Origin of the sequence: Streptomyces neyagawaensis (assembly GCF_023516595.1) — a bacterium.
Classification (GTDB): Bacteria; Actinomycetota; Actinomycetes; order Streptomycetales; family Streptomycetaceae; genus Streptomyces; species Streptomyces neyagawaensis.
In genome coordinates this window covers 98793-119775 of the sequence record NZ_JAMGBG010000046.1, presented here as the reverse complement: position 1 = coordinate 119775, position 20983 = coordinate 98793, and the positions used below count along the sequence as shown (strand labels likewise).

Here is a 20983-nt window from a genome sequence, read left to right as displayed (position 1 = left end):
TCGGGGCGAAGTTCCCGCGTCCCGGCCGGCCGCGCCCGGCGCGCGCACATCATGAACGCCGAGGCGCGCTCAGCGCCGGAACCTTCCCGTCCGGGAGGTCCCGCCCCTCGTGCCGATCGAGGAGGGGCGGACCGCTCCCGCTCCGTCCGGCACGGGCGGGCGGGGGCGGTCGACCGCCAGCGCCAGCGTCACCGCCAGGGACGCCGCGGCCATCACCGCCATCGCCGTGCCCGGCGACGTCAGCTGGGCGACTCCGCCCGCGAGGGCCGCGCTGATGCCCTGGAAGGTGAGCATGCCGGCCGAGTGGAGGCCGAGGGCGTGGCCCGTGAGGTCCGGCGGGGTGAGGGCCAGCAGGTGCTGCTGCTGGACGAGGCTCGCGCCGAAGCCGACGGAGGCGAGCGTCGCGCAGGCAGCGGCCAGGGCGGTCGGGGGGTGGAGGGCGAGGACGAGGTACGGGGCGGCCAGGAGCAACAACAGGGGTGTGGCGAGGCGGTCGCGGACCCGGGGCGGGAGGAGTCTGCCGACGGTCACGTCACCCGTGAACATGCCGAGCGCCGCGCAGGCGAACAGCAGGCCCGCGCGGTCGGGGGCGAACGCCACGAACAGGGACTCACAGCCGACGACCAGGCCGTTGGGGATCCACAGGCCCAGATAGAGGCGCCGGCGCGGGACGGCCGCCCACAGGCGCGCGTTGGTCCGCCAGGTCTCGGCGACGGACGGACGGCCCGTGGTGCGCGGGGCGCGGCGGGTCAGGCCCGTGCGCGTGCACAGGGCGGCCGCCGCGTACAGGGCCGCCGACACCAGCAGCGTCACCCGGGGGGACAGCAACGCCACCAGGGCGCCGCCGGTGGCGTAGCCGGTGATCTGCGTGAGGCCGTGCAGCATGTTGAACACCGAGCGGCCCAGCAGGTAGCCGTCCTTCGGCAGGATCTCGGTCAGCAGGCCCCAGCGCACTCCCCCGCCGAGCGACGCGATCAGCCCCTGGACGGCGATCACCGCGAACACCGCCCACAGCGGCAGACCGGGCAGCGCCAGCAGGGCCGTGCTCACCGCGAACGACGCGGCGAGGCCGGTGAGTGTCGCCCTCGGCGGCAGTCGGTCGGCGGCGGACAGCAGGGTCGTCGCGCCGACCACCTGGGCCAGGGACGGGCCGAACATGCTGAGCGCCGACAGCAGCGGGGACCCGGTGGCCTCGTAGACGGATGTCCCGAGGGCCAGGCCGCCGATCGTGGACCCGGCGACCTGGAGGGCCGAGGACAGAAAGAGAGGGGTGAACTCCCTGGTGCGGAAGAGGGCTTGGTAGCTGCGCATGAGCAGGACGATCGGTCCGCCGTCCCGGCCGCCGCTAATGTTTCGCGCACACGCGAAAGCTCCCGGACGGCTTCCGCGGCGTCCCGGAGGTCTCGCAGTGGGCTGGTGGCAGGTCAACGCCGACACCCTCGCCGGCAGCCGGTTCGTGGTGTCGCCGCTCGCGGAGACGTTCGCGAGCCTGAAGCGGCTGCACGCCGGCACCGGTACCCATCCCGGGGAACGGTCCTGGCTGGCGTCCCATCTGCCCGGCTACCGCGCCGAGCTGGCCCGCGACCCGGTCACCGCCCTGCTGGTCCGGGCGGGCCTCGGCGAGGAGTGGATCGCCGACTTCCTCACCCCGGCCCCGCGCGAGGGCGACACCTTCGCGGAGGAGGTCGCCCGGGTCCGGGCCGTGGACCCGGCCGCCGCCCGCGCCCACCTCGTGCTGTCCCTGCGCGGCCCCCTCCCGGCCGCCCTCGACCGCGACGACCTGCCGGACCGTGCGGCCGACCTCCTGACGTACGTGTGGGAGGAGACCGTACGGCCGGACTGGGAGCGGCGGCGGCGCGTACTGGAGGCGGATGTCCTCGCCCGGACCGCGCAGCTGGGGCAGAGCGGCTGGGCGGCGGTACTGGACGCGTTGCGGCCCGGGATGCGCTGGCTCGGCGAGAACCGGCTCCAGGTCAACCTCCACGAGTACCCGCCGCGTGAGATCTCCGGAGCGCGGCTGGTGTTCGTGCCGGTCACCCCGCAGCGGGTCGGCTGGGTGGCGTGGGAGGAGGGCGAGCGGTACGCCGTCGTGTACCCGTGCTCGGGGGTCCTCGCCGACGTCGGCGGCCCTCCGGCCGCGCCCGCCGCCCTCGGCCCGCTCCTCGGCGCCGCCCGCGCCCGCGTCCTCGCCCTCCTCGACTCCCCGATGAGCACGACCCAGCTGTGCGCGGTCACCGGCCGCCCCCTCGGCTCGGTGGGCCGCCATCTGAAGGTCCTGCTGGACGCGGGCCTGGTCCGACGCGGACGAGCGGGCCGCTCGGTCCTGTACACACGGACGGCGGCCGGCGAGGTCCTGGTACGGGCCCCGGAACGCCGGGAGACCGACGGGAGCGGGGGCGGGGGCCGGGGGCTGACGCACCGCCGCCGATGAGGCCGGGGGCTGTACGTATCACGTCCGGAGCCGACCGAGGCCGAAGCTTCACGTTCCGGTCGGGCCGAGACCGAAGCCCCGCGTCGCCGGGCGGGCCGAGACCAGAACCCCGTATCCCGGACGGGGCCAAGGCCGAAGCCCCGTATCCCGGACGGGCCGAGACCGAAGCCCCGCGTCGCCGGGCGGGCCGACGCCAGAACCCCGTATCCCGGACGGGGCCAAGGCCGAAGCCCCGTATCCCGGACGGAGCCAAGGCCGAAGCCCCGCATCCCGGACGGGCCGAGACCGAAGCCCCGCGTCGCCGGGCGGGCCGACGCCAGAACCCCGTATCCCAGACGGGGCCAAGGCCGAAGCCCCGCGTCCCGGGCGGGCCGAGGCCAAGGCGGAAGCCCCGCGTCCCGAGCGGGCCGGGGCCGGAGCCTCGTTTCGCGGTCGGGGCGAGGCTGACGAACGGCCGCCGACGAGGGCCGGGCTGACGCGTCGCGTCCGGGGCGGGCCCCGAGGCGGCTGTGGTGTTCCGTCCGGGGCGGCGGAGGAGAAAAAGTTTCCGGAGATAGCATCCGTTTATGACTACAGACACCCCCCGTACCTCGCCCCTCGACGTCGAGATCGGTGCCCTCACGGGCGGCTCCGCGGACCTCGCGCAGTACGCCGGCAAGGCCGTGCTCGTCGTGAACGTGGCCTCCAAGTGCGGTCTCACCCCCCAGTACACCGGCCTCGAAGCCCTTCAGGCCCGCTACGCGGAACAGGGCTTCACCGTGCTGGGCGTGCCCTGCAACCAGTTCCTGGGGCAGGAGCCGGGCTCGGCCGAGGAGATCGCGGAGTTCTGCTCGGCGACGTACGGCGTGACCTTCCCGATGACCGAGAAGGTCGAGGTGAACGGCGAGGGCCGGCACGCCCTGTACGAGCGGCTGGTCGGCCACGCGGACGCGGAGGGCCACAGCGGCGACATCCGCTGGAACTTCGAGAAGTTCCTCATCGGCCGGGACGGCTCGGTCGTGGCCCGCTTCTCCCCGCAGACCGAGCCGGAGGCCGCGGACCTGGTGGCCGCCGTGGAGAAGGCCCTCGCCTGAGGCCACCGCCACCGACCGCCTGCCGGCGGCCACCCGTCACCCGTCACCCGTCACCCGTTTGACCTTCCCCCTGGGTCAAGGACCACCGTCCCTCCCGCCGGGCGCGGACGCCCGGTGACGGAGGATGACCCAGTGGCCACCGACGATCTGCTCACCATCGGTGCCTTCGCCGCCCGCGCACGGCTGTCGGCGAAGGCCCTGCGGCTCTACGACCGGCTGGGGCTGCTCGCCCCGGCGTACGTCGACGAGCTGACCGGCTACCGGTACTACCGGTTCGACCAGGTCGAACGCGCCCGTCTCGTCGCCCTGCTGCGGCAGCTCGACATGCCTCTCGCCCGCGTCGCGGAGATCGTGGAGGCCGTCGGGACGGACGGCGCGCTGGCCGCCGAGCGGCTCGCCGCGTACTGGGCCGGCGCCGAGGAGCGGTTCGCGTCGCAGCGGGCCCTGGTCGGCTACCTCCGTGGACGGCTCACGGGAAGGGACCCGGCCATGGACGCCATCAACGCTACGGACGGCACGAACAGCTCGAACGGTACGGAGGGTACGGACGGCACCGGCGGAACGAACGCCCCGGGCGGCGCGTACGGCACCTTCGTGGTCGAAACGGTCGACACGGCCGAGCAGGTGGTGCTCACCCAGAGCCGTCACCTCCTGGTCGACGAGTTGCCGGCGTGGATCGGGGCGTCGCTCGGGCGGCTGGAGGAGGGTGCGGCGGTCTGCGGCGGGACGGCGGGGGCGCCGTACGTCGTGTACCACTCCGAGGTGTCCCTGGAGAGCGACGGCCCCGCCGAGTCGTGTGTCCCGGTGGCCGACCCGGACGCGGCCCGCCGCTGGGCCGCGGAGCAGGGGCGGGCCCGGGGGGCCGGGGTGCGTGTGGAGCCGGCGCGCCGCCTCGCGTACACGCGGATCACCAAGGCGCAGGTGGCCTACCCGCAGATCGCGGCGGCCTTCGAGGCGGTCGAGCGGTGGATCGCCGCGCGTGGCCTGGAGGTCGTCGGCCCCTGCCGTGAGGTGTACTTCGCGGACTGGGACGCGGCGGGGCCGGAGGATCCGGTGTGCGACGTGGCGTTCCCGGTCGCATCCTGACCCATGTAGTACCGGTACGGCTGTGGGGGTTTTCCCTACGGCCGCACCGGAGGGAACAGGTCCTGTCGGCCAACTGTCAGCGGGTGGTTAGCGTCTACTCCAACACACGACGAACAACCGCCCGCACGAGTCGAACGGAACGGACGAGCCGCAGTGGCCTTTGCCGAGCTGACCCCACGACGTCCCGTCTCGCGCGCCGACAAACCGTCGCCGACGCGTGAGCCGTGGCGGGAACGCCACCGAGTGCCCCTCACGGCCACTCTGTGCGCCCTGCCGCTGTACGTCGTGTGGTGGGCGGTCTTCGCGACCGGCGGCGGGGATCTGGCCGCCCAGGTGGCGTGGGCGGAGTTCGCGAAGATGTACCCGGACTCCGCGGTCAACCTGTTCTGGTACGGGGGCCTGCACGCGGCGAACTACAGCGTCCTCTCGCCGTATCTGATGGCGGTGTGCGGGGTGGTCGCCGTGACGCTGGCGTCCGGGCTCACCGCGTCCTGGCTCGTCGGCGCGGTCGTCGCCCGGACGGGTGTGCGGGCGCCGATCCCGGTCGCCCTCGCGGCGACCTTCTCCCTGTGGTGCCAGGTGGTGTCGGGCCGCTCCACGTTCATGCTGGGCACGGCCTTCGCCATGGGGGCGCTGCTGGCGGTGGTGGGCGGGCGCGGCGGGCGGCGGCTGGCCGTGGCGGCGGTGTGCGCGACGCTGTCCACGATGGGGAGCCCCGTCTCCGGGCTCTTCCTCCTCGTGGTCGGCGCCGCCTATCTGCTGTGCCGCGAGTGGGGCCGGGCGGCGGCGCTGATCGTGCCGCCGGTGACGGTCGTCGCCGTGACCACGCTGCTGTTCCCCTTCGAGGGCGAGCAGCCCATGGCGTTCAGCCGGATATGGCCTCCGGTGGTGATCTGCGCGGTGGTCGTGGTGACCGCGCCGAGCGCCTGGCGGGTGCTCCGCCTCGGCTCCGCGGTGTACGCCCTCGGCGTGGTCCTCTGCTATCTGATCCCGACCCCCATCGGCACGAACGTCGAGCGGCTCCTGGAGCTGGCGGGCCCGGCGGCGGCCCTGGCCATCGCCCTGTACCGCGGCGAGGCCCGCGCGGAGGGGGCCCGGCTGCCGCTGTCCTGGTTCACGGCCCGGCGGCGGGTGGTGGCCGGTGTGGTCGCCCTGGCCCTCTCCCTGACGTGGCTGACGGCCAAGACCACCGCCGACATCGTCACCAACACCAAGGTGCCCGAGTGGGCCGTGAAGACCGACGGGGTGGTGAACGAGCTGAAGCGGCTGGGTGCCTGGAAGACCCGCGTCGAGGTGGTCCCGGCCCGCGACCATCGCGAGGCCGCGATCCTCGCCCCGTACATCAACATGGCGCGCGGCTGGAACCGGCAGGCCGACGTCGAACGGGGTCGCCTCTTCTACGAGGGCCACGGCGGCACGGAGGTGCCCGAGGGCGCCTTCACCCCGGCGGCCTACAAGGCGTGGCTGTCGCAGTGGGCGGTCGGTTTCGTCGTCCTCGTGAACGGCGAGCCGGACGGGCCCGCCGAGCTGGAACACGCCTTGGTGACCAGCGAGCCCGGCTATCTGGAGCGCGTCTGGGAGGACGCGAACTGGAAGATCTACCGGGTGAAGAACGCGACGCCGCTGGTCGACAGGCCGGCGTCGGTGGTCAGCGCCGACGGCGCCAATCTCGTCGTCCGGATGCCCGGACCCGGCGAGGTCATCGTCCGTGTCGCCTACTCGCCGTGGCTGTGGGCGGACAACGGCTGCCTCACCGCTGACCGCGAGTCCGACGGCGATCTCACGGAGTTCACCCGCCTCACCGTCCACGAGGCCGGGGACGTCCGCATCAGCTCGCAGTACGGGGGGCCGTCCCGGAAGACGGCGCTGGAGTGCGAGAAGGAGGCGGAGGGGGAGGGCGAGGAGTAGGACGGGCACTACTCGGCCCCCACTCGGCCCCCCGCGTGGGCCTAACGCATGAGGCGCCCCTCCCGGCCGGTGGTCGGGAGGGGCGCCTCTTCGTGTGCGGTGCGGGTGGCGGCCGGGCCGGTCAGCTCACGCGGGTGAGCCTGGGGACGAAGCCGGGCTCGGTGAGGTCCTTCTGCAGGGCCACCGGGACCTCGACGCCGTAGCCGGTGCCGTCGCCCACGCTCAGTGAGCCGACCTTCGTGCCGGCCTTCGCCTGGTGCGGGATGGTCTTGGCGGGCTCCAGCCCCAGCTTGACGGTCTTCCCGGCCCAGCCGACCGCCGAGACGTCCTCGGTGACGACGACGGGTGTCTGTCCGCCGAGCTGGTCGTCGACATAGCCAACGACGTCGCCCTTCTTCAGGATCGTGTCGGAGGTGAGGGCGTCCTGGGCGGCGATCATGGCCGTCTTGCTGACCGCGTTGACCGTGTCGATGATCGGCGGGGTGTGCTGGCCGAGGATCGCGCCGACGACGATGGCCGTCTCACCGCCGACCTCCTTGGTGCCGGCGAAGAGCAGGTTGCCGCCGGCGGCCGAGGTGGAGCCGGTCTTGATGCCGATGGCGTTGTTGTAGGGGACGAGGCGGTTGTAGTTGTCCCAGCGCTGGCCCGACGGGTCGTACCAGTAGGGCAGCTTGGTGATGTCGGTGAGGGCCTTCATCCGCACCAGCTCGTTGCCGAGCTTCACCTGGTCCTCGGCGGTGGAGACGGTCGTCTCCTTCAGCCCGGACGGGTCGGTGTAGGTGGTGTTCTTCATCCCGAGGTCCTTGGCGGCGGCGTTCATCTTCTTGACGAACTCCGCCTCGGAACCGTTGCTGTCCCAGCGGGCGAGCAGCCGCGCGATGTTGTTCGCGGACGGGATCATGATGGCCGCGATGGCGTCGTACTGGGAGAGCTTGTCGCCCTCCTTGACGGTGTTGAGCGTGGACTCGCCGTCCTTGTCGTAGCCGCCCTCGGTCTCCGCCTTCGCGTCGACCGGGATGGTCGCGCCCTTCGCACCCGGCTTCATCGGGTGCTCCTTGAGGATGACGTACGCGGTCATCGCCTTGGCGACGGAGCCGATGGCGACGGGCTTCTGCTCGCCGAAGCTGTCCAGGGTGCCGATGCCGTTGACGTCCATCCAGCCCTGGCCCTGCTCGGGCCACGGCAGGGTCACCTTGTCGCCCTCGAAGGCGTACGACTCCTTCGCTGTCAGCGCGAGCGTCGGGGCTGGGAGCGAACGGAAATTCTGTACGACCGCAAAGACGATCACCAGCAGGATGACCAGCGGGGTCCAGATCTTGACCCGGCGGACGGCCGTCCTGAGCGGGGTCTGCGGGGGCGGCGGCGTGTTCGTCAGCTCCGCCAGCAGATCCAGCGGGGGCTTCGGTGGCAACGGCTGCTGCGTGGTCCGCTCGGGGCCCACCTGAGGAACCGTCCGGGTGGCCTCGGCGGGCGCGACGGAAGGCTGCGCGGGCTTGGGCGGGGCGGCGTCGTCGAGCGACTTGAGCGCCACGAACTTGCTGGTCCGCTCGCTGGGGGCGGCATCACGGCCGGGGGCGTCGTCCCCGTCCCCGGCGGCACCGTCACGGCTGGGGGCGCCCGTGGCGTCGTCGGGGGTGCCCTTGGCCTCCTCGGTGCCCTTGCCGTCGCGTTCGGCCTTGTCGTCGGTCTCGTCGGCGGTCGCCTTGGGGGCCGCGGCGCCCAGCTTGAGCATGGTGGTGGGCTGGTCCACCGCGGGGAGCTTGGGCGCGCGGAAGATGGCGGTCGCCTGGTCGACGGGCGGCTCGGCGTCGGCCTCGGTCTCGACGTCGTCCTCTGCCGCGATGTCGCTGGAGCGGGACTTGGCGAAGAACACCCCGGAGCCGCCCTTGGGGGCGGGGGTGCCGGAACCGGAGCCGGAGGCCGCCGCGTCGGAGTCGGCCCCGGGCGACGGGGCACCGGAGCCGGCCTTCCCGCCGCCCTCTGAGCCCTTGGCGCGCTCCTCGTCGGGGCCGGCGTCGTCCACGTCCCCGGCCTCGGCGTGGGGCTCGGGCTCGGGCTCGCGGTCACGGGGAGTCCCGGAGCCGGAGCCTGAGTTGGCGTCGGCGTCGGCATCGGCGTGCAGGTCGGCTTCGTCGCGCTCCGCGGCACCGCTCTCCCCGTCACGCGACGGGTCGGCGTCGGCCTCGGCGCTCCCGCGGCCCGCGGCGCCGGTCACGTCGCCGGCCACAACGGCCTCGGGCTTCGCGTCCTCAACAGGTCCGGAGCCGGAACCCTCGCCCTCCGCGCCACCGTTCCCGACGTCACGCGACGAGTCGCCCTCCGCGTCGGCGTCGCCCGCGTCCCCGTCCCCGGCGTCGGGCCGGCGGTCACGCGGAGTCCCGGAATCGGCGTCGGAGGCGGCATGTGCGCGGCCCGCAGTCACCTGGTCGCCCTCGGCCTCCTCCGACTCCGCCTCGCGCGACGTGCCCGCGTCGGCCTCGCCGCTCACGTCCGCCGCCTCCCGCGCCGCCGGCAGGCGTGCCGCGAGGGCGAGCGTGGGCGTGGCGACACCCGGCGAGCGCCGGGACGCGTCGCTGGACTCCGCCTCGCCCACATCGTCGGGCACGGCATCCTCCGGCTCGGCGCTCACCTCGGCCTCGGCCTCGGCGGCCCCGGCCTCGCCGTCGTCGGCTCCATCGACGGCATCCGCCTCGCCCCGCTCGGCGTCCTCCGACGCAGCGCCGCCCGAAGTCCCTCCGGCACCCTCGGCACCCGACCCGGCACCTTCGGCGTCAGCCCTCGCACCGTCGGCGTCGGCCGCCGCACCCGCGACGTCGTCGGCCTTCGCCCCCGTGGCGTCGTCGGCCTTCGCACCCTCCGCGGCAGTCGACTCCGCACCCTCCACGTCGGACGACTCCGCACCCTCGGCGGCGGCACTCGCCCCCGCCCCGCCGGACTTCACGCCCTCCGCGTCGGCGTCGCCCTCCTGTTCCGCCCCTTCCGACCCTTCCGCCGTCTCCAGCAGCGCGCGGCGGGAGAAGACCGCCGTCGCCTGGTCCGGCTTCGGGCTGGGGGCCGGGGATGTCGGCCGGGAGAGCGAGAGGCGTGGGTCCTGGGAGGAGGTGGAGGAGCCGGAACCCGGGGTCTCCGGGATCGGAGGTTCGCTCCCCGACGCCGACGATGTCGACGACTCGTACCGCTTCGACCTGTCGGGGGACGTGCCCGCCACCGATGCCTCCTCCCGCGCGCCGCCCGTCCTCGGGACACGCGCCCTACCGATCTGTGAAACCCACCGCCCGGACACTAGTCACCCCGCGCACCACCGCGCCGCGCCGCTGTCCGAACCATGTACCAGTGTCCTGTGTGCGGGCTTAGCCCCTCCGGTAGACGAGAACGACATACCTATCGGTTCCACTACATTCCGGTCACGCACCCTCGACAGACCAATGTGAGAGGGGTCACCCTGTCATTCATCCACGCGGGGAGGCATGGATGGGCAGGAGCCGCAGAACCATTCCGGAGGAGCTTCTGCTGCTGGCGTTGGACCCGGCCACGGGTACCACCGCACAGCCGCAGTCGCTCGACCTTGGTCTGGCCGGAGCGCAGCTAGTGGAGCTGGCGCTGGCCGGACGGATAGCCCCAGACGGGGATCGTATCGCCGTGGTGTCCCCACGGCCGACTGGAGATCCAACACTGGACTGCGCGTTGGAGCTGCTGCGAAGGCGCGGCGCTCCGGTCCGTGCGGTGCACTGGATCGGCGGGCCCCGACTGGGGCTGCGCCAGACCTATCTGTCACACCTGGAGCGCTGCGGCATGGTGCACGCCGTCGCGGGCCAGATGTGCGGGGTGCTGCCGACGACGCGCTACCAGGCGACGGACACGGCCATCAGCCGGGAGATCAGGGCCCGGCTGGATTCCGCGATCCGGACCGGCGTACCGCCGGACCCGCGGACGGCCGCGCTCGCCGCACTGGCCCACGCCGTGGGCCTCGGCAAGCACCTGTACCCGGGGAACGAGGGACGCTCGTCCCGCTCCCGGCTCAGGGACCTCATCCGGCACGACCCCATGGGTGGTCTGGTGGCCCACGCCGTCATGGACGTGCAGAACGGTGTGGCCGCACAGCCGCGCCGCAGCCCGGCACCGGCCGGCCGGCAGGTCGCACCCGGCGCCCGGCCACCCGCACCGGAACCCGCACGCGGTGTTCCGATGCAGCCGCGCCGTGGCTCCATGGCACGCGTCGTGGCGCACTGAGCCATCGCCGGACCACCGCACCGCCGCAACACCGGTTCACCACCGCACCACGCACCACCGCACCTCCGAACGACCCGCACCGCACCGCATCACGATGCGCAGCGTGCGCACCACTCGCACCATCAGCGCCGGACCGAACCGCCTCAGGGACCCCAGGACCCGGTTCGGGAGCCGCTGGATCGCGCGGGGCGCGCGAGGCCGTACGGACATGCTCGGCCGGTCGATCCGTCGACCGTTCGGGCCGGTCCGTACGACAGGGCCTCGCCGCCCCGCGCGGCCGCATGTTCCGGTGCTGGCCGTACATTCGGCGGAGAACCCCCCAGGGCGGAAAAACTACGGCGCGAACGGCGCACGCACAGCGCATATCCGCTGTTTTCCAGCGGTACTCGGCGCCTTGGTGGCAATCTGCTCAGCAGCAGATACGCAAAGTAGAGGCCCGCAGCCGGAGGTGCACGTCCCGTGGCGTCCAATGTCAATCCCACCGTCAGGCGACGCCGGTTGGGCCAGGAGCTGCGTCGGCTCCGTGAGCTCAAGGGCATGACCGCCGAGGAAGTGGCCGAGCGGCTGCTGGTCTCCCAGTCGAAGATCAGCCGGCTGGAGAACGGCCGCCGCAGCATCAGCCAGCGCGACGTCCGTGATCTCTGCGGGGTCTACGAGGTCGAGGACCAGCGGGTCGTCGACTCGCTGATGCAGATGGCCAAGGACTCGCGCCAGCAGGGCTGGTGGCACGCGTTCGGCGACGTCCCGTACAGCGTCTACATCGGCCTGGAGACCGACGCGGCCAGTCTGCGCGTGTACGACCCCCAGGTCGTCCCCGGGCTCCTCCAGACCCGTCCGTACGCCGAGGCCCTCATCGCGGGAGCGCTGCCCGAGACGATGCCCGGGGACATCGAGAAGCGGGTCCAGGTACGGATGAGGCGACAGGAACGTATCTCCGCGCCGGAGAGCCCCCTGCGGCTGTGGACGGTCCTCGACGAGGCCGCGCTGCGCCGGGTGGTCGGCAACCGCTCCCTGATGCGCGAGCAGTTGGAGTACCTGGTCGAGCAGTCCCAACTCCCGCACGTCACCGTGCAGGTGATCCCCTTCGACCTGGGCGCGCATCCCGGTCTCAACGGCCAGTACGCGATCCTGGAGTTCCCGGACGCCTCGGATTCCAGCGTCGTCTACATCGAGGGCGTCACGAGCGATCTCTATCTGGAGAAGCCGGCGGACGTCCAGAAGTACAGCGTCATGTATGAGCACTTGAGGGCTCAGGCCCTGAATGTGGATCAATCCCGCCAGTTCATCGCCGACATCGCGAAGGACTATGCGCGGTTGTAGTCCCCGCGCGGGCCAAATCAAGGGGCTGCCGGATTGAAAGGGACGGAAGATACACCTTGGCACCCCTGAGAGGAAGGCTCAAGGGGAATATGCCACTCGCACGAGTGAATAGTCGCTTCGTCAGCCGATGTTGGCGAGTAGCGTCGATCACGTCAAGGAAATCAACGACCTTGGCGGAAACCGAACTGTGGGGTCCGGGAACGGGCGTGTTCCCACAGTTCGGCGACAGCAACTCAACGACCAACCGGCTAGCGGAGCAGAAATGGCAATTCAGCAAGGCGCCACGGACACGTGGGTCAAGTCCTCGTACTCCACGGGCAACGGCGCGTGCGTCGAGGTCAAGTCCCCCGTGGTCGCGGCACTCTCCGTGCGTGACTCCAAGGTTTCCGACGGTCCGACCCTGGCGTTCCCCGCCGACTCGTGGAACGCGTTCGTCACCGGGGTCAACCGGGGAGCTTTCGACCTCGCGTGACCATGGTTCACCCCCACCAGAAACACAACTTCACACACACCAACTGACAGAGCCCTCTCGACCGGCCCGCCGTCCTGGCCGAGGGGGCTCGGCCTTGCCCGCGCTCCGGCTACCGCAGTCGGTCCACGTACCGGTCCGTCCCCGGCACCGTCGGGATGAACGGGGCCAGCAACTCCAGCCTCCCCAGCCCCGATCCGTCCAGCTCCTCCCCCAGTCCCGCGAAGTGCGCCTCCCAGCAGTCGCGCGGGTCGGCCTCCAGGAACCACAGGAGGGTGAGGCGGGTGTCGACGCCCTCGACCTGCTTGACGTAGGACATGCGGTCCAGCGGCAGCGGCGTCGGCCGGAAGACCGTCACCAGGGCGGCGGGGGACCCGGCGAGCCGCTTCGGCAGCCGACGGGCCCGCAGCCACTCCAGCAACTCCGCCCGCTGCTCGGGCCCTTCGGCATCCACCACCTCCAGCACCAGACCCGCGTACGGGTGGTCGAGGGCATGGACGTCGCGCGGCCCGGCGGCGCCGTCCCGGTAGACGGTCACCTCGTGGTCCTGGAACGCGGTGAAGACATGCGTACGGTCCTGGTAGACGCGCGCGTCGCGATTCAGCCGCTTGTTGATGGCGACCGTCCAGCGCATGTGGTCGTCGTAGCGGCCGTCGGTGATCCAGTACGTGGAGAGGTAGCAGCCGGCGGTGACCGGCTGGGCGATCGCCGACTTCTCGGGGGTCCGCAGGAGTTGCAGATCGCGGGTGGCGACCCAGCGGCGGCCCGCGAACATCCAGGGCATCGCCATCGCTCCCGCGTAGTAGTGGTCGTCCTCGTACCAGCGGTTGTACGCGTACTCGTGGCCCGGATGCGGCTCGACCATCGTGATCAGGGCGTGGCCGGGACGGACGCCGTACGGGCCGACGGCGGCCAGCTCGGCATAGGCGGCGCTTCGGGTGTCGTCCGACATGGATGCTTCCCTTCCTTCCTCCACCGGTCGCCCATACTCTGACGCTCCGTCAGATAGAGCGCCAGACCCTGGAGGTAGCGATGACCCTGCCCCTGTTGAACGGCAAGACCGTCGTCGTGTCGGGCGTCGGAGCGGGACTCGGCCAGCGGGTGGCCGCCGCGGTCGTACGGGACGGCGGCAACGCCGTGCTGGGGGCGCGTACGGAGGCGAACCTCGCCAAGGCCGCGGCGGAGCTGGATCCGGACGGCGCGCACACGGCGTACCGGGCCACGGACATCACCGACGAGGCGCAGTGCGAGGCGCTCGCGGCGCTGGCGCGGGAGCGGTTCGGGGGCGTGCACGCGGTGGTGCACGTGGCCGCCTGGGACAGCTACTTCGGGGGCCTGGAGGACGCCGACTTCGCCACCTGGCAGGCGGTCCTCGACGTGAACCTGCTGGGCACCCTGCGGATGACCCGAGCCTGCCTGCCGGCCCTGAAGGAGGCGGGCGGCGGCTCCGTCGTCATCATCGGGACGCAGTCGTCGGTAGCAGCGCCCTCACAGGTGCGGCAGGCGGCGTACGCGGCGTCCAAGGGCGCGCTGACGAGCGCGATGTACTCGCTGGCCCGGGAGTTGGGCCCCCACCGGATACGGGTCAACACGGTGCTGCCGGGGTGGATGTGGGGGCCGCCGGTGGAGGCGTACGTCCGGTTCACGGCGCACGGCGAGGGGGTCCCCGAGGAGCAGGTGCTGGCGCGGCTCACCGAGCGGATGGCACTGCCCGAGCTGGCCACGGACGGGGATGTCGCGGACGCGGCGGTCTTCCTGGCCTCCGACCGGGCGCGGGCGATCACCGGCCAGTCGCTGCTGGTCAACGCCGGGGAGCTGATGCGCTGAGCCCCCGACCCGGGCGATGCGAGGCCGATGGGCCGAGCTGATCGTTTTCAGCCAACCAGATGTTCATGTACATGAACCAGAGTCATCGCGCAGAACTTCTTTGCCCCCTCTTGACTTACCTCTTCCTTGCCGCGGGAATGCCACCCCACCCAGAGTTCACATGCCTGACCGTTCACATGCCTGATCCTGGCGGCGGACCCTGGAAGGGGGCCCATGAACAGTCTCGACTGGGCCGTGCTCATCGGCTACTTCGGTGTGATGGTCGCGATCGGTGTCTGGTCGCACAAGCGAGTGGACAACGTCAGCGACTTCTTCACCGCCGGCGGCAGGATGCCCTGGTGGTTGTCCGGCATCTCGCACCACATGTCGGGCTACAGCGCGGTGATGTTCACCGGGTACGCCGGAATCGCCTACACCTGGGGCGTGACCTCGTTCGTGACGTGGTCCTTCCCCATCGCCCTCGGTATCGCCATCGGCTCCAAGCTGTTCGCGCCGCGCATCAACCGGCTGCGGTCCCGCCTGCATGTGGCGTCCCCGCTCGAATACCTGAAGAACCGCTACAACCTGCCCACCCAGCAGGCGTTGGCCTGGTCCGGCATGCTGCTGAAGATCGTGGACGTCGGCGCGAAGTGGGCCGCGATCGCGACCCTGCTGTCCGTCTTCACCGGGGTCTCCCTGAACCAGGGCATCCTCATCACCGGCTGCATCACCGCCGTGTACTGCACCATCGGCGGACTGTGGGCGGACGCGCTCACCGAACTCGGCCAGTTCGTCATCCAGTTGCTGGCCGGCATCGCGATGTTCGTGGCCGTCTTCGTGAAACTGGACGACTACGGCGGCTTCTTCGGCGTCTGGGACCGCCCCGAGCTGGAGGGGCACGCGGAACCTCTTGTCGGCCCGTACGGCACCGTCTTCCTCCTCGCGTTCCTCTTCATCAAGCTGTTCGAGTACAACGGCGGCATGCTCAACCAGGCCCAGCGCTACATGGCCACCGCCACCCCGTACGAGGCCGAGCGCTCCGCCCGGCTGTCGGCGATCCTGTGGCTGGTCTGGCCGCTGGTGCTGTTCTTCCCCATGTGGATGTCGCCGCTGCTGGTGACCTCGGAGAAGGGCGACGGCTCCGACACGTACGCCCTGATGACCGAACAGCTGCTGCCGCACGGACTGCTGGGCCTCGTCATCGTCGGCTTCTTCTCCCACACCATGGCGATGTGCTCCTCCGACGCCAACGCCATCGCCGCCGTCTTCACCCGCGACTGCGCGCCGGTGATCTGGCGCCGGGCGCGGGCCTGGAGCGAGGGGCAGGGGCTGCGGGTCGCCCGGATCACGACCGTCGTGTTCCTCGGCCTGTCCATGGCGGCGGCCACACAGGTCAACTCGCCCGCGTTCAAGGACATCATCACCGTCGTCATCAAGTGGGTCGCCGGTCTGATGGGGCCGATGGCCATCCCGATGATGCTGGGTCTGCTGCGGCCGTTCCGCCGCTCCGGGCCGACGGCCGCGCTCACCAGCTGGGCGTGCGGGCTGTTCGCCTTCTGGCTGGTCAACTACCCGATCCACTGGAACGTCGAGGGCGGTGTCCCGCTCCAGTACCAGGTGTCCATCCCGCTGGCTGTGTCGCTGGTGCTGTACATCGTCATCGGCTTCATCAAGCCGGAGGACACCCCGGAGCGGCTCGCCATCATCGAGAAGATCAACACGGACGGCGACGGCGACGGCCTCGGCGGGGCGGGAGCCGCGGCGGCGGTACCGGCCCCGGGACCGGGTTCGGGGAAGGACGCTGCCAGCCCCACGGGGGTCTAGGACGACGCGCTTCGTGTGCAGGGGGCCGCTCCGGGCGGGGGGTCCGGGGGCGGCCCTCCGGCATGCGGCGGGCTACTTCTCCAGGCGCATCAGCAGGTGTCCCCGCCGGAACCGCTCCCCCTCGCGGGGCTCGCGGAGCATGCGGCCGATCTCGGTGAAGCCGAACTCGGCGGTCAGAGCGGCGAGTTCGTCGATGGGCCAGCGGTAGGCCGTCGTCACCCTGTGGTCGAACGCGGTGACCGGTCCGCCCTCCGACTCGAAGAAGCCGAGCACGAGGTGGCCGCCGGGCGCGAGGACCCGGCGGAACTCCGCGACGTACGAGGACACGTCGCGCGGCGGGGCGTGGATGACCGAGTACCAGGAGACGATGCCGTCCAGTTCGTCGTCGGCCAGGTCGAGGGCGTGCATGGAGCCGACCTCGAACCGCAGGTCGGGGTAGGACTCGCGGGCCAGCCGGATCATCACCGGCGACAGATCGATCCCGAGGACGTCGAGCCCGAGGTCCCGCAGATACGCCGTCACACGGCCGGGGCCGCACCCCAGCTCGGCGACCGGCCCGCCGTCGACGGCCCGCACGGAGTCGGCGAACGCGGCGAGCATCGCCCGGTCCAGCGGCAGGGAGTCGAACTCGTCCCTGACCAGTTGGGCATAGAGGACGGCGATGTCGTCGTACGCGGCCGCTGTCGTACTGAGATGCGTGGGGAGTCCAGTCACAAGCGAGGACCCTAGAGCCCCGCCCCCGCGCGGACCACCGTTTTCCGCCAGGTCAGGCGGTGAACGACTCGGGACCGAAGCGGCCCCAGGCGATGAAAGCCGCGAGCGCGAGATAGACGACATTCAGCGCCACGAACCGGAACTCGCCGAGCCGGCCGTGGGTGATCATCGCGCCGATCATCAGCAGCACCCAGCACACGGCCGTCACCGGCACCAGGACCGGCGCGACCCCGAGTGCGGCGGGCAGGACCAGCCCGAGGGCGGCCAGGAGTTCCAGCACGCCGAGTGCCTTGATGAGGCCGGGCTCGATCCCCGCGGTCCATCCCCCGCCCGGCGCCGCGGCCAGCTTCTCCCTCGGCACGAACGTCTTCGTCACACCGCCGGTCAGCGCCACCGCGGCCAGCAGTCCCGCACCGATCCAGAGGGCGAGGTCCATGACAGTTCACTCCCGTCGCTAATTGTCGGACCCGGCCACCGCGGCGGGGTCCGACAACGAGACGAGACGGGGCGGCCGTTTGTGACATGGGGGAGCCCTGAGCCCCGGTGGCCCGGCCCTCAGTCCAGGTGGGCCGCGATGGTGTGGGCGCAGGCAAGGGGGGCGGTACGCGTGGTGTCGATCTCCAGGTCGTAGGTGACGCCCTCGTGGACCAGGGTGGCCTGGAGCGCGGCCATACCGTGCGGGCGGTCGCCGCGGGCGGCCTCGCGGGCCGTGGCCACCGCGCTCTCGCAGCGGACGCCGACCCATAGGACGGGGAGGTCACCGACGGCGTCGCGCCAGCGCCGCTGGGAGGCGGCGCCGCCCAGGAAGACGTCGTCGACGACGACACGGGCGCCCGCGCGGACCATGGCCGCGATGCCCGCCGCCCAGGCCGCGTCCAGCACCTGGAAGTCGGCGCCGGTGCTCACCGCGCCGTCCTCCGCGAAGTCGATGCCCTCGTCCGAGGACCGCATCCGCTCGGGCATCGCGTCCACCAGGGTGTCGACACTGAACGCCAGCCAGGGGTCCGGCAGTACGGTCTGCAGACTTCGCGCGATCGCGGACTTCCCCGAACTGGAACCCCCGTTGAGGATGATCATCCTGGTGCTCATGGCGTCACCGTAACCGCACGGGGGTGGGCGGCCGCCGGGTGGCGCACCATGAAGACGTCCACCGGGTCCTCGGACTCCGTGGTGAAGCCGTGCCGTTCGTAGAGGCGGCGGGCCGGGCTGCCCCGCAGCACGTTCAGGCGGACCACGGTGGCGTCACGGTCGCAGCGGTCCAGCAGTTCCCGCAGCACGGCCGTGCCGGTGCCGGAGCCGTGCAGGTGCGGGGCCAGGTAGAAGTGCTCCAGCCAGTGGGCGTCGACGGCGGGACGGAGCGCCACACAGCCGGCGGGCTCGCCGCTCACCTCGATGATCCAGGTGTGGGCCGCGTCGAAGCCGTCACGGAAGCGCCGGCGGACCCGGTCCTCGTCGTAGCGGCCGAGGCGCTCCAGGTCCGTCCGCATCACCACCGCCCGCAGCTCCGCCAGGGGCTCCACATCCGCCACCGAGGCCCGGCGCAGGGTCCAGTCCGCCATGAATTCCTTTCTCACCGGCCGCTCTCACCGGCCGTGGCTCTCAGCCGCGCGGGTATCGCGCCAGCCAACCCGGTACCGCGCCGTTGGGGCTGTGCAGGGCGGGGCCCTGGGTCATCTCCAGGGCGAAGTCGTCGGCGAGGACCAGGAGGGTGGGGCGGCCCTCGAGTTCGGCCAGCCAGGCAGGGGGGAGCGCCGTCTCGCCGTGCAGGGCGCCGAGGAGACCGCCGGTCAGGGCGCCCGCCGCCTTCGAGGGGCCGCTGTGGTTGACCGAGAGGCACAGGCCCTGGCGTACGTCCTCCCCCACGAGCGCGCAGTAGACGGCGACCGCGAGCAGCCGGTCGGCCGTGCCGGGGTCGGCCAGTTCCTCCACGAGCGCCAGGGAGGGCGGGCCGGTGCGGACGGCGGCGAGGGCCTGCTGGAGGGCCTCGGTGACGGGCTGGTGGCCGGGGCGGGCGGCGAGCAGCACCAGGGCCTTCTGCACGGCGGCGTCCATGCTCTCGCCCCGGGCCAGGGCGTGCACGACGACGGCGTACGAGCCGGCCGTGAGGTACGCGGTGGGGTGGCCGTGGGTCTGGGCCGCGCACTCGACGGCGAGCTGGAAGACGAGCTGGGGCTCCCAGCCGACGAGGAGCCCGAAGGGGGCCGAGCGGGCGGCGGCCTCCGCGCCGGCCTCGCCGGGGTTCTTGGGGGCGTCGAGCGTGCCCATGGTGCCGTCGGCGAAGCCGAGCAGGCAGACGGGGGACGGGTCGCGCCGGGCGTACAGCCACTCCTCGCGGGCGAGCCAGCCGTCGTCCTTGCGGCGCTCGTCGGGGCCCCAGTCCCGCTGGGTCGCCGCCCAGCGGAGGTAGGCCCGGTGCAGGTCGGTCGGCGGGTGCCAGGCGCCGGTGTCGCGGCGGACCTGCGCGCGGATCAGCCCGTCGACGGTGAACAGGGTCAGCTGGGTGAGGTCGGTGATGGCGCCGCGTCTGCCGTAGGCGGGCGCCAGGTCGGGCAGGCCCTCCGGGCCGTACGCCTCACGGATCCGGGGCAGGGTCAGCGCCTCGACGGGCGCGCCGAGGGCATCGCCGACGGCCGCGCCGAGCAGCGTTCCGCGCACCCGGCTGCGGAAGTCCTGCTGTTCGGCCCGGCCCCAGACGGCCCCGGCTGTCGCACCCACCCCGGCCTCCTCACGGCACTACCGTACGTCAGTACGTAAGTACATCCGTACGCCCGTACGACTTCGACAGTCCAGCACTTTGACGTGCTCCCTGGCCTAAAGTCCAGAGATTCCGGTCTGGATCGTCCGACCCTTCCGGAGGCTTCCTGCTTCGACGTGCTGCGCGGGCACGTGTGCCCGTCTTATCGGCACTCCACAGGCGTTTGACGTCTCCACCCGTCCGTTGGCGACGATTCGGCGTCCTTCGACGAGGACGTTGCGTGCTGCGTTGTGGTCGCGGTCGTGCACGGCGGCACACTCGCCGCACGTCCATTCCCGGACCCGCAGGGGCTTGGGGCCGTCCCGGAACCCACAGGCCGAGCAGACCTGGGAGGACGGGAAGGCCCGGTCCACCTTGGCGAAGGTTCGGCCGTACAGAGCCGCCTTGTACTCCAGCATGCCGACGAACGCGGACCATCCCGCGTCGTGCACGGACTTGGCAAGCGGCGTTCGTCCGAGGGCGGACACCGCGAGGTCTTCCACGTACACCGCTTGGTTGTCGCGAATGATCTGTGTGGATGCCTTGTGGTGCCAGTCCCGGCGCCGGTCCGCCACCTTGGCGTGCTGGCGTGCGACCTTGATGCGAGCCTTGGCCCGGTTCTTCGATCCCTTGACCTTGCGGGACAGCTCCCGCTGAAGGCGTCTGAGTTTCTTCTCCGCCCGGCGCAGGAAGCGGGGGCTGTCGATCCTGCTGCCGTCAGACAGGACGGCGAAGGCGGACAAACCGAGGTCGAGACCGACGTCGGTCCTCAGGCCGGGGAGGACGTCCGGCTCGGTGTCCACGACAAAGCTGAGGAAGTACCGGCCGGAACTGTCTTTGGTGACGGTCAGGGACGTGGGTGCGGCCGGAAGCCGACGGGACCACTTCACCCTGAGGTTGCCGACCTTGGCCACGTACACCGTGCCGTTCTCCTGGAGGGAGAAGGCGTTGGTGGTGAGGCGGATCGACTGTCGGGTGTCCTTCTTCGACTTGTAGCGTGGCGGGCCGGTCTTCCGGCCCTGCCGCCCGCCCTTGTGGCTGTCGAAGAAGTTCTTGAAGGCGGTGTCCAGGTCCCGGAGGGACTGCTGCAGGACGACCGCCGACACGTCGGCGAGCCAGGCGCGTTCCTCGGTGCGCTTCGCCTGGGTGATGCGAAGCCGGGACAGCTCGGCCGACGTCACGTACGGCAGTCCCGCCGCGTGCGCCTCCTTGCGGTGGCGCAGGCAGTCGTTCCACACCACTCGCGCACATCCGAAAGCGCTCGCCAGCGCACGGCGCTGAGAGGCGTCCGGGTAGGCCCGGTAGTTGTAGCGGAGCTGCACGCGAAGGACCCTACTTCGATCGGTCTCGTGGACGGGCAGTCCCGCGACGCATTCGTCGGCACGGTG

18 protein-coding genes are annotated in these 20983 nt (G+C 71.8%); 9 read left to right on the top strand and 9 right to left on the bottom strand.

Translation table 11 applies throughout. The annotated features are described in order from the left end of the window. Positions 1-69: 69 nt before the first annotated feature. Positions 70-1311: an MFS transporter gene (locus M8J73_RS20835; RefSeq protein ID WP_249828930.1), complete on the bottom strand. Its 1242-nt coding sequence runs from the start codon at positions 1309-1311 to the stop codon at positions 70-72. A 97-nt stretch (positions 1312-1408) separates the two neighbouring features. Here M8J73_RS20835 and M8J73_RS20830 point away from each other — a divergent pair, with 97 nt between their 5' ends. From M8J73_RS20830 to M8J73_RS20815, 4 genes are all read left to right on the top strand, one after another. Further along, on the top strand, positions 1409-2431 hold the full coding sequence (locus tag M8J73_RS20830; RefSeq protein WP_055543322.1) for a helix-turn-helix domain-containing protein: 1023 nt from the start codon (positions 1409-1411) through the stop codon (positions 2429-2431). 566 nt (positions 2432-2997) lie between these two features. Beyond that, complete coding sequence (locus tag M8J73_RS20825) at positions 2998-3504, top strand: glutathione peroxidase (protein WP_055542903.1); 507 nt, start codon at positions 2998-3000, stop codon at positions 3502-3504. A gap of 114 nt (positions 3505-3618) precedes the next feature. Continuing rightward, complete coding sequence (locus M8J73_RS20820) at positions 3619-4590, top strand: MerR family transcriptional regulator (RefSeq protein WP_249828929.1); 972 nt, start codon at positions 3619-3621, stop codon at positions 4588-4590. Between the two features lie 243 nt (positions 4591-4833). Then, positions 4834-6498, top strand: coding sequence for a DUF8823 domain-containing protein (locus tag M8J73_RS20815; RefSeq protein WP_249828928.1), 1665 nt, complete (start codon positions 4834-4836; stop codon positions 6496-6498). Between the two features lie 121 nt (positions 6499-6619). Here the strand turns inward: M8J73_RS20815 and M8J73_RS20810 are convergent, their stop codons facing one another. Further along, positions 6620-9706 carry a D-alanyl-D-alanine carboxypeptidase gene (locus M8J73_RS20810; RefSeq protein ID WP_249828927.1) on the bottom strand — a complete coding sequence of 1029 codons (3087 nt, stop codon included), beginning with the start codon at positions 9704-9706 and terminating at the stop codon, positions 6620-6622. 263 nt (positions 9707-9969) lie between these two features. Here M8J73_RS20810 and M8J73_RS20805 point away from each other — a divergent pair, with 263 nt between their 5' ends. The 3 genes from M8J73_RS20805 to M8J73_RS20795 all read left to right on the top strand — a co-directional run bounded on the left by M8J73_RS20805 (position 9970) and on the right by M8J73_RS20795 (position 12520). Continuing rightward, positions 9970-10728, top strand: coding sequence for a GOLPH3/VPS74 family protein (locus M8J73_RS20805; RefSeq protein ID WP_055537995.1), 759 nt, complete (start codon positions 9970-9972; stop codon positions 10726-10728). A 459-nt stretch (positions 10729-11187) separates the two neighbouring features. After that, the gene (locus tag M8J73_RS20800; protein ID WP_055537994.1) at positions 11188-12048 is read left to right on the top strand and encodes a helix-turn-helix domain-containing protein; all 861 of its coding nucleotides are present in this window, start codon (positions 11188-11190) and stop codon (positions 12046-12048) included. 262 nt (positions 12049-12310) lie between these two features. Then, on the top strand, positions 12311-12520 hold the full coding sequence (locus M8J73_RS20795) for a DUF397 domain-containing protein (RefSeq protein ID WP_055537993.1): 210 nt from the start codon (positions 12311-12313) through the stop codon (positions 12518-12520). A 109-nt stretch (positions 12521-12629) separates the two neighbouring features. Here the strand turns inward: M8J73_RS20795 and M8J73_RS20790 are convergent, their stop codons facing one another. Beyond that, positions 12630-13469, bottom strand: coding sequence for a hypothetical protein (locus M8J73_RS20790; RefSeq protein ID WP_055537992.1), 840 nt, complete (start codon positions 13467-13469; stop codon positions 12630-12632). Between the two features lie 86 nt (positions 13470-13555). Between M8J73_RS20790 and M8J73_RS20785 the strand changes: the two genes are divergently transcribed. Beyond that, positions 13556-14344 (top strand): SDR family oxidoreductase, encoded by a 789-nt coding sequence (locus M8J73_RS20785; RefSeq protein WP_055537996.1) that lies wholly within the window; start codon positions 13556-13558, stop codon positions 14342-14344. A 213-nt stretch (positions 14345-14557) separates the two neighbouring features. Next, positions 14558-16147 carry a sodium:solute symporter family protein gene (locus M8J73_RS20780; protein ID WP_249828926.1) on the top strand — a complete coding sequence of 530 codons (1590 nt, stop codon included), beginning with the start codon at positions 14558-14560 and terminating at the stop codon, positions 16145-16147. A gap of 72 nt (positions 16148-16219) precedes the next feature. Here the strand turns inward: M8J73_RS20780 and M8J73_RS20775 are convergent, their stop codons facing one another. From M8J73_RS20775 to M8J73_RS20750, 6 genes are all read right to left on the bottom strand, one after another. Then, positions 16220-16861, bottom strand: a complete 642-nt coding sequence (locus tag M8J73_RS20775; RefSeq protein ID WP_055539891.1) for a class I SAM-dependent methyltransferase — start codon at positions 16859-16861, stop codon at positions 16220-16222. A 52-nt stretch (positions 16862-16913) separates the two neighbouring features. Then, a complete protein-coding gene (locus tag M8J73_RS20770) occupies positions 16914-17297 on the bottom strand; it encodes a DoxX family protein (RefSeq protein WP_055539892.1) in 384 nt (127 codons plus the stop codon). A gap of 119 nt (positions 17298-17416) precedes the next feature. Further along, positions 17417-17950 (bottom strand): chloramphenicol phosphotransferase CPT, encoded by a 534-nt coding sequence (gene cpt, locus M8J73_RS20765; protein ID WP_240501419.1) that lies wholly within the window; start codon positions 17948-17950, stop codon positions 17417-17419. Beyond that, positions 17947-18420, bottom strand: a complete 474-nt coding sequence (locus tag M8J73_RS20760) for a GNAT family N-acetyltransferase (protein ID WP_055539894.1) — start codon at positions 18418-18420, stop codon at positions 17947-17949. Before M8J73_RS20760 ends, cpt begins: the two co-directional genes overlap by 4 nt. Before the next feature lie 40 nt (positions 18421-18460). Beyond that, the gene (locus M8J73_RS20755) at positions 18461-19576 is read right to left on the bottom strand and encodes an ADP-ribosylglycohydrolase family protein (RefSeq protein ID WP_055539895.1); all 1116 of its coding nucleotides are present in this window, start codon (positions 19574-19576) and stop codon (positions 18461-18463) included. Positions 19577-19672: 96 nt separating this feature from the next. Beyond that, a complete protein-coding gene (locus M8J73_RS20750; protein ID WP_055539896.1) occupies positions 19673-20917 on the bottom strand; it encodes an RNA-guided endonuclease InsQ/TnpB family protein in 1245 nt (414 codons plus the stop codon). Between the last annotated feature and the right edge of the window lie 66 nt (positions 20918-20983).

Coding starts and splice junctions, on each gene's coding strand:
- M8J73_RS20835 (WP_249828930.1), bottom strand. CDS start 1,311: ATGCGCAGCTACCAAGCCCTCTTCCGCACCAGGGAGTTCACCCCTCTC.
- M8J73_RS20790 (WP_055537992.1), bottom strand. CDS start 13,469: ATGTCGGACGACACCCGAAGCGCCGCCTATGCCGAGCTGGCCGCCGTC.
- M8J73_RS20795 (WP_055537993.1), top strand. CDS start 12,311: ATGGCAATTCAGCAAGGCGCCACGGACACGTGGGTCAAGTCCTCGTAC.
- cpt (WP_240501419.1), bottom strand. CDS start 17,950: ATGAGCACCAGGATGATCATCCTCAACGGGGGTTCCAGTTCGGGGAAG.
- M8J73_RS20770 (WP_055539892.1), bottom strand. CDS start 17,297: ATGGACCTCGCCCTCTGGATCGGTGCGGGACTGCTGGCCGCGGTGGCG.
- M8J73_RS20825 (WP_055542903.1), top strand. CDS start 2,998: ATGACTACAGACACCCCCCGTACCTCGCCCCTCGACGTCGAGATCGGT.
- M8J73_RS20805 (WP_055537995.1), top strand. CDS start 9,970: ATGGGCAGGAGCCGCAGAACCATTCCGGAGGAGCTTCTGCTGCTGGCG.
- M8J73_RS20780 (WP_249828926.1), top strand. CDS start 14,558: ATGAACAGTCTCGACTGGGCCGTGCTCATCGGCTACTTCGGTGTGATG.
- M8J73_RS20760 (WP_055539894.1), bottom strand. CDS start 18,420: ATGGCGGACTGGACCCTGCGCCGGGCCTCGGTGGCGGATGTGGAGCCC.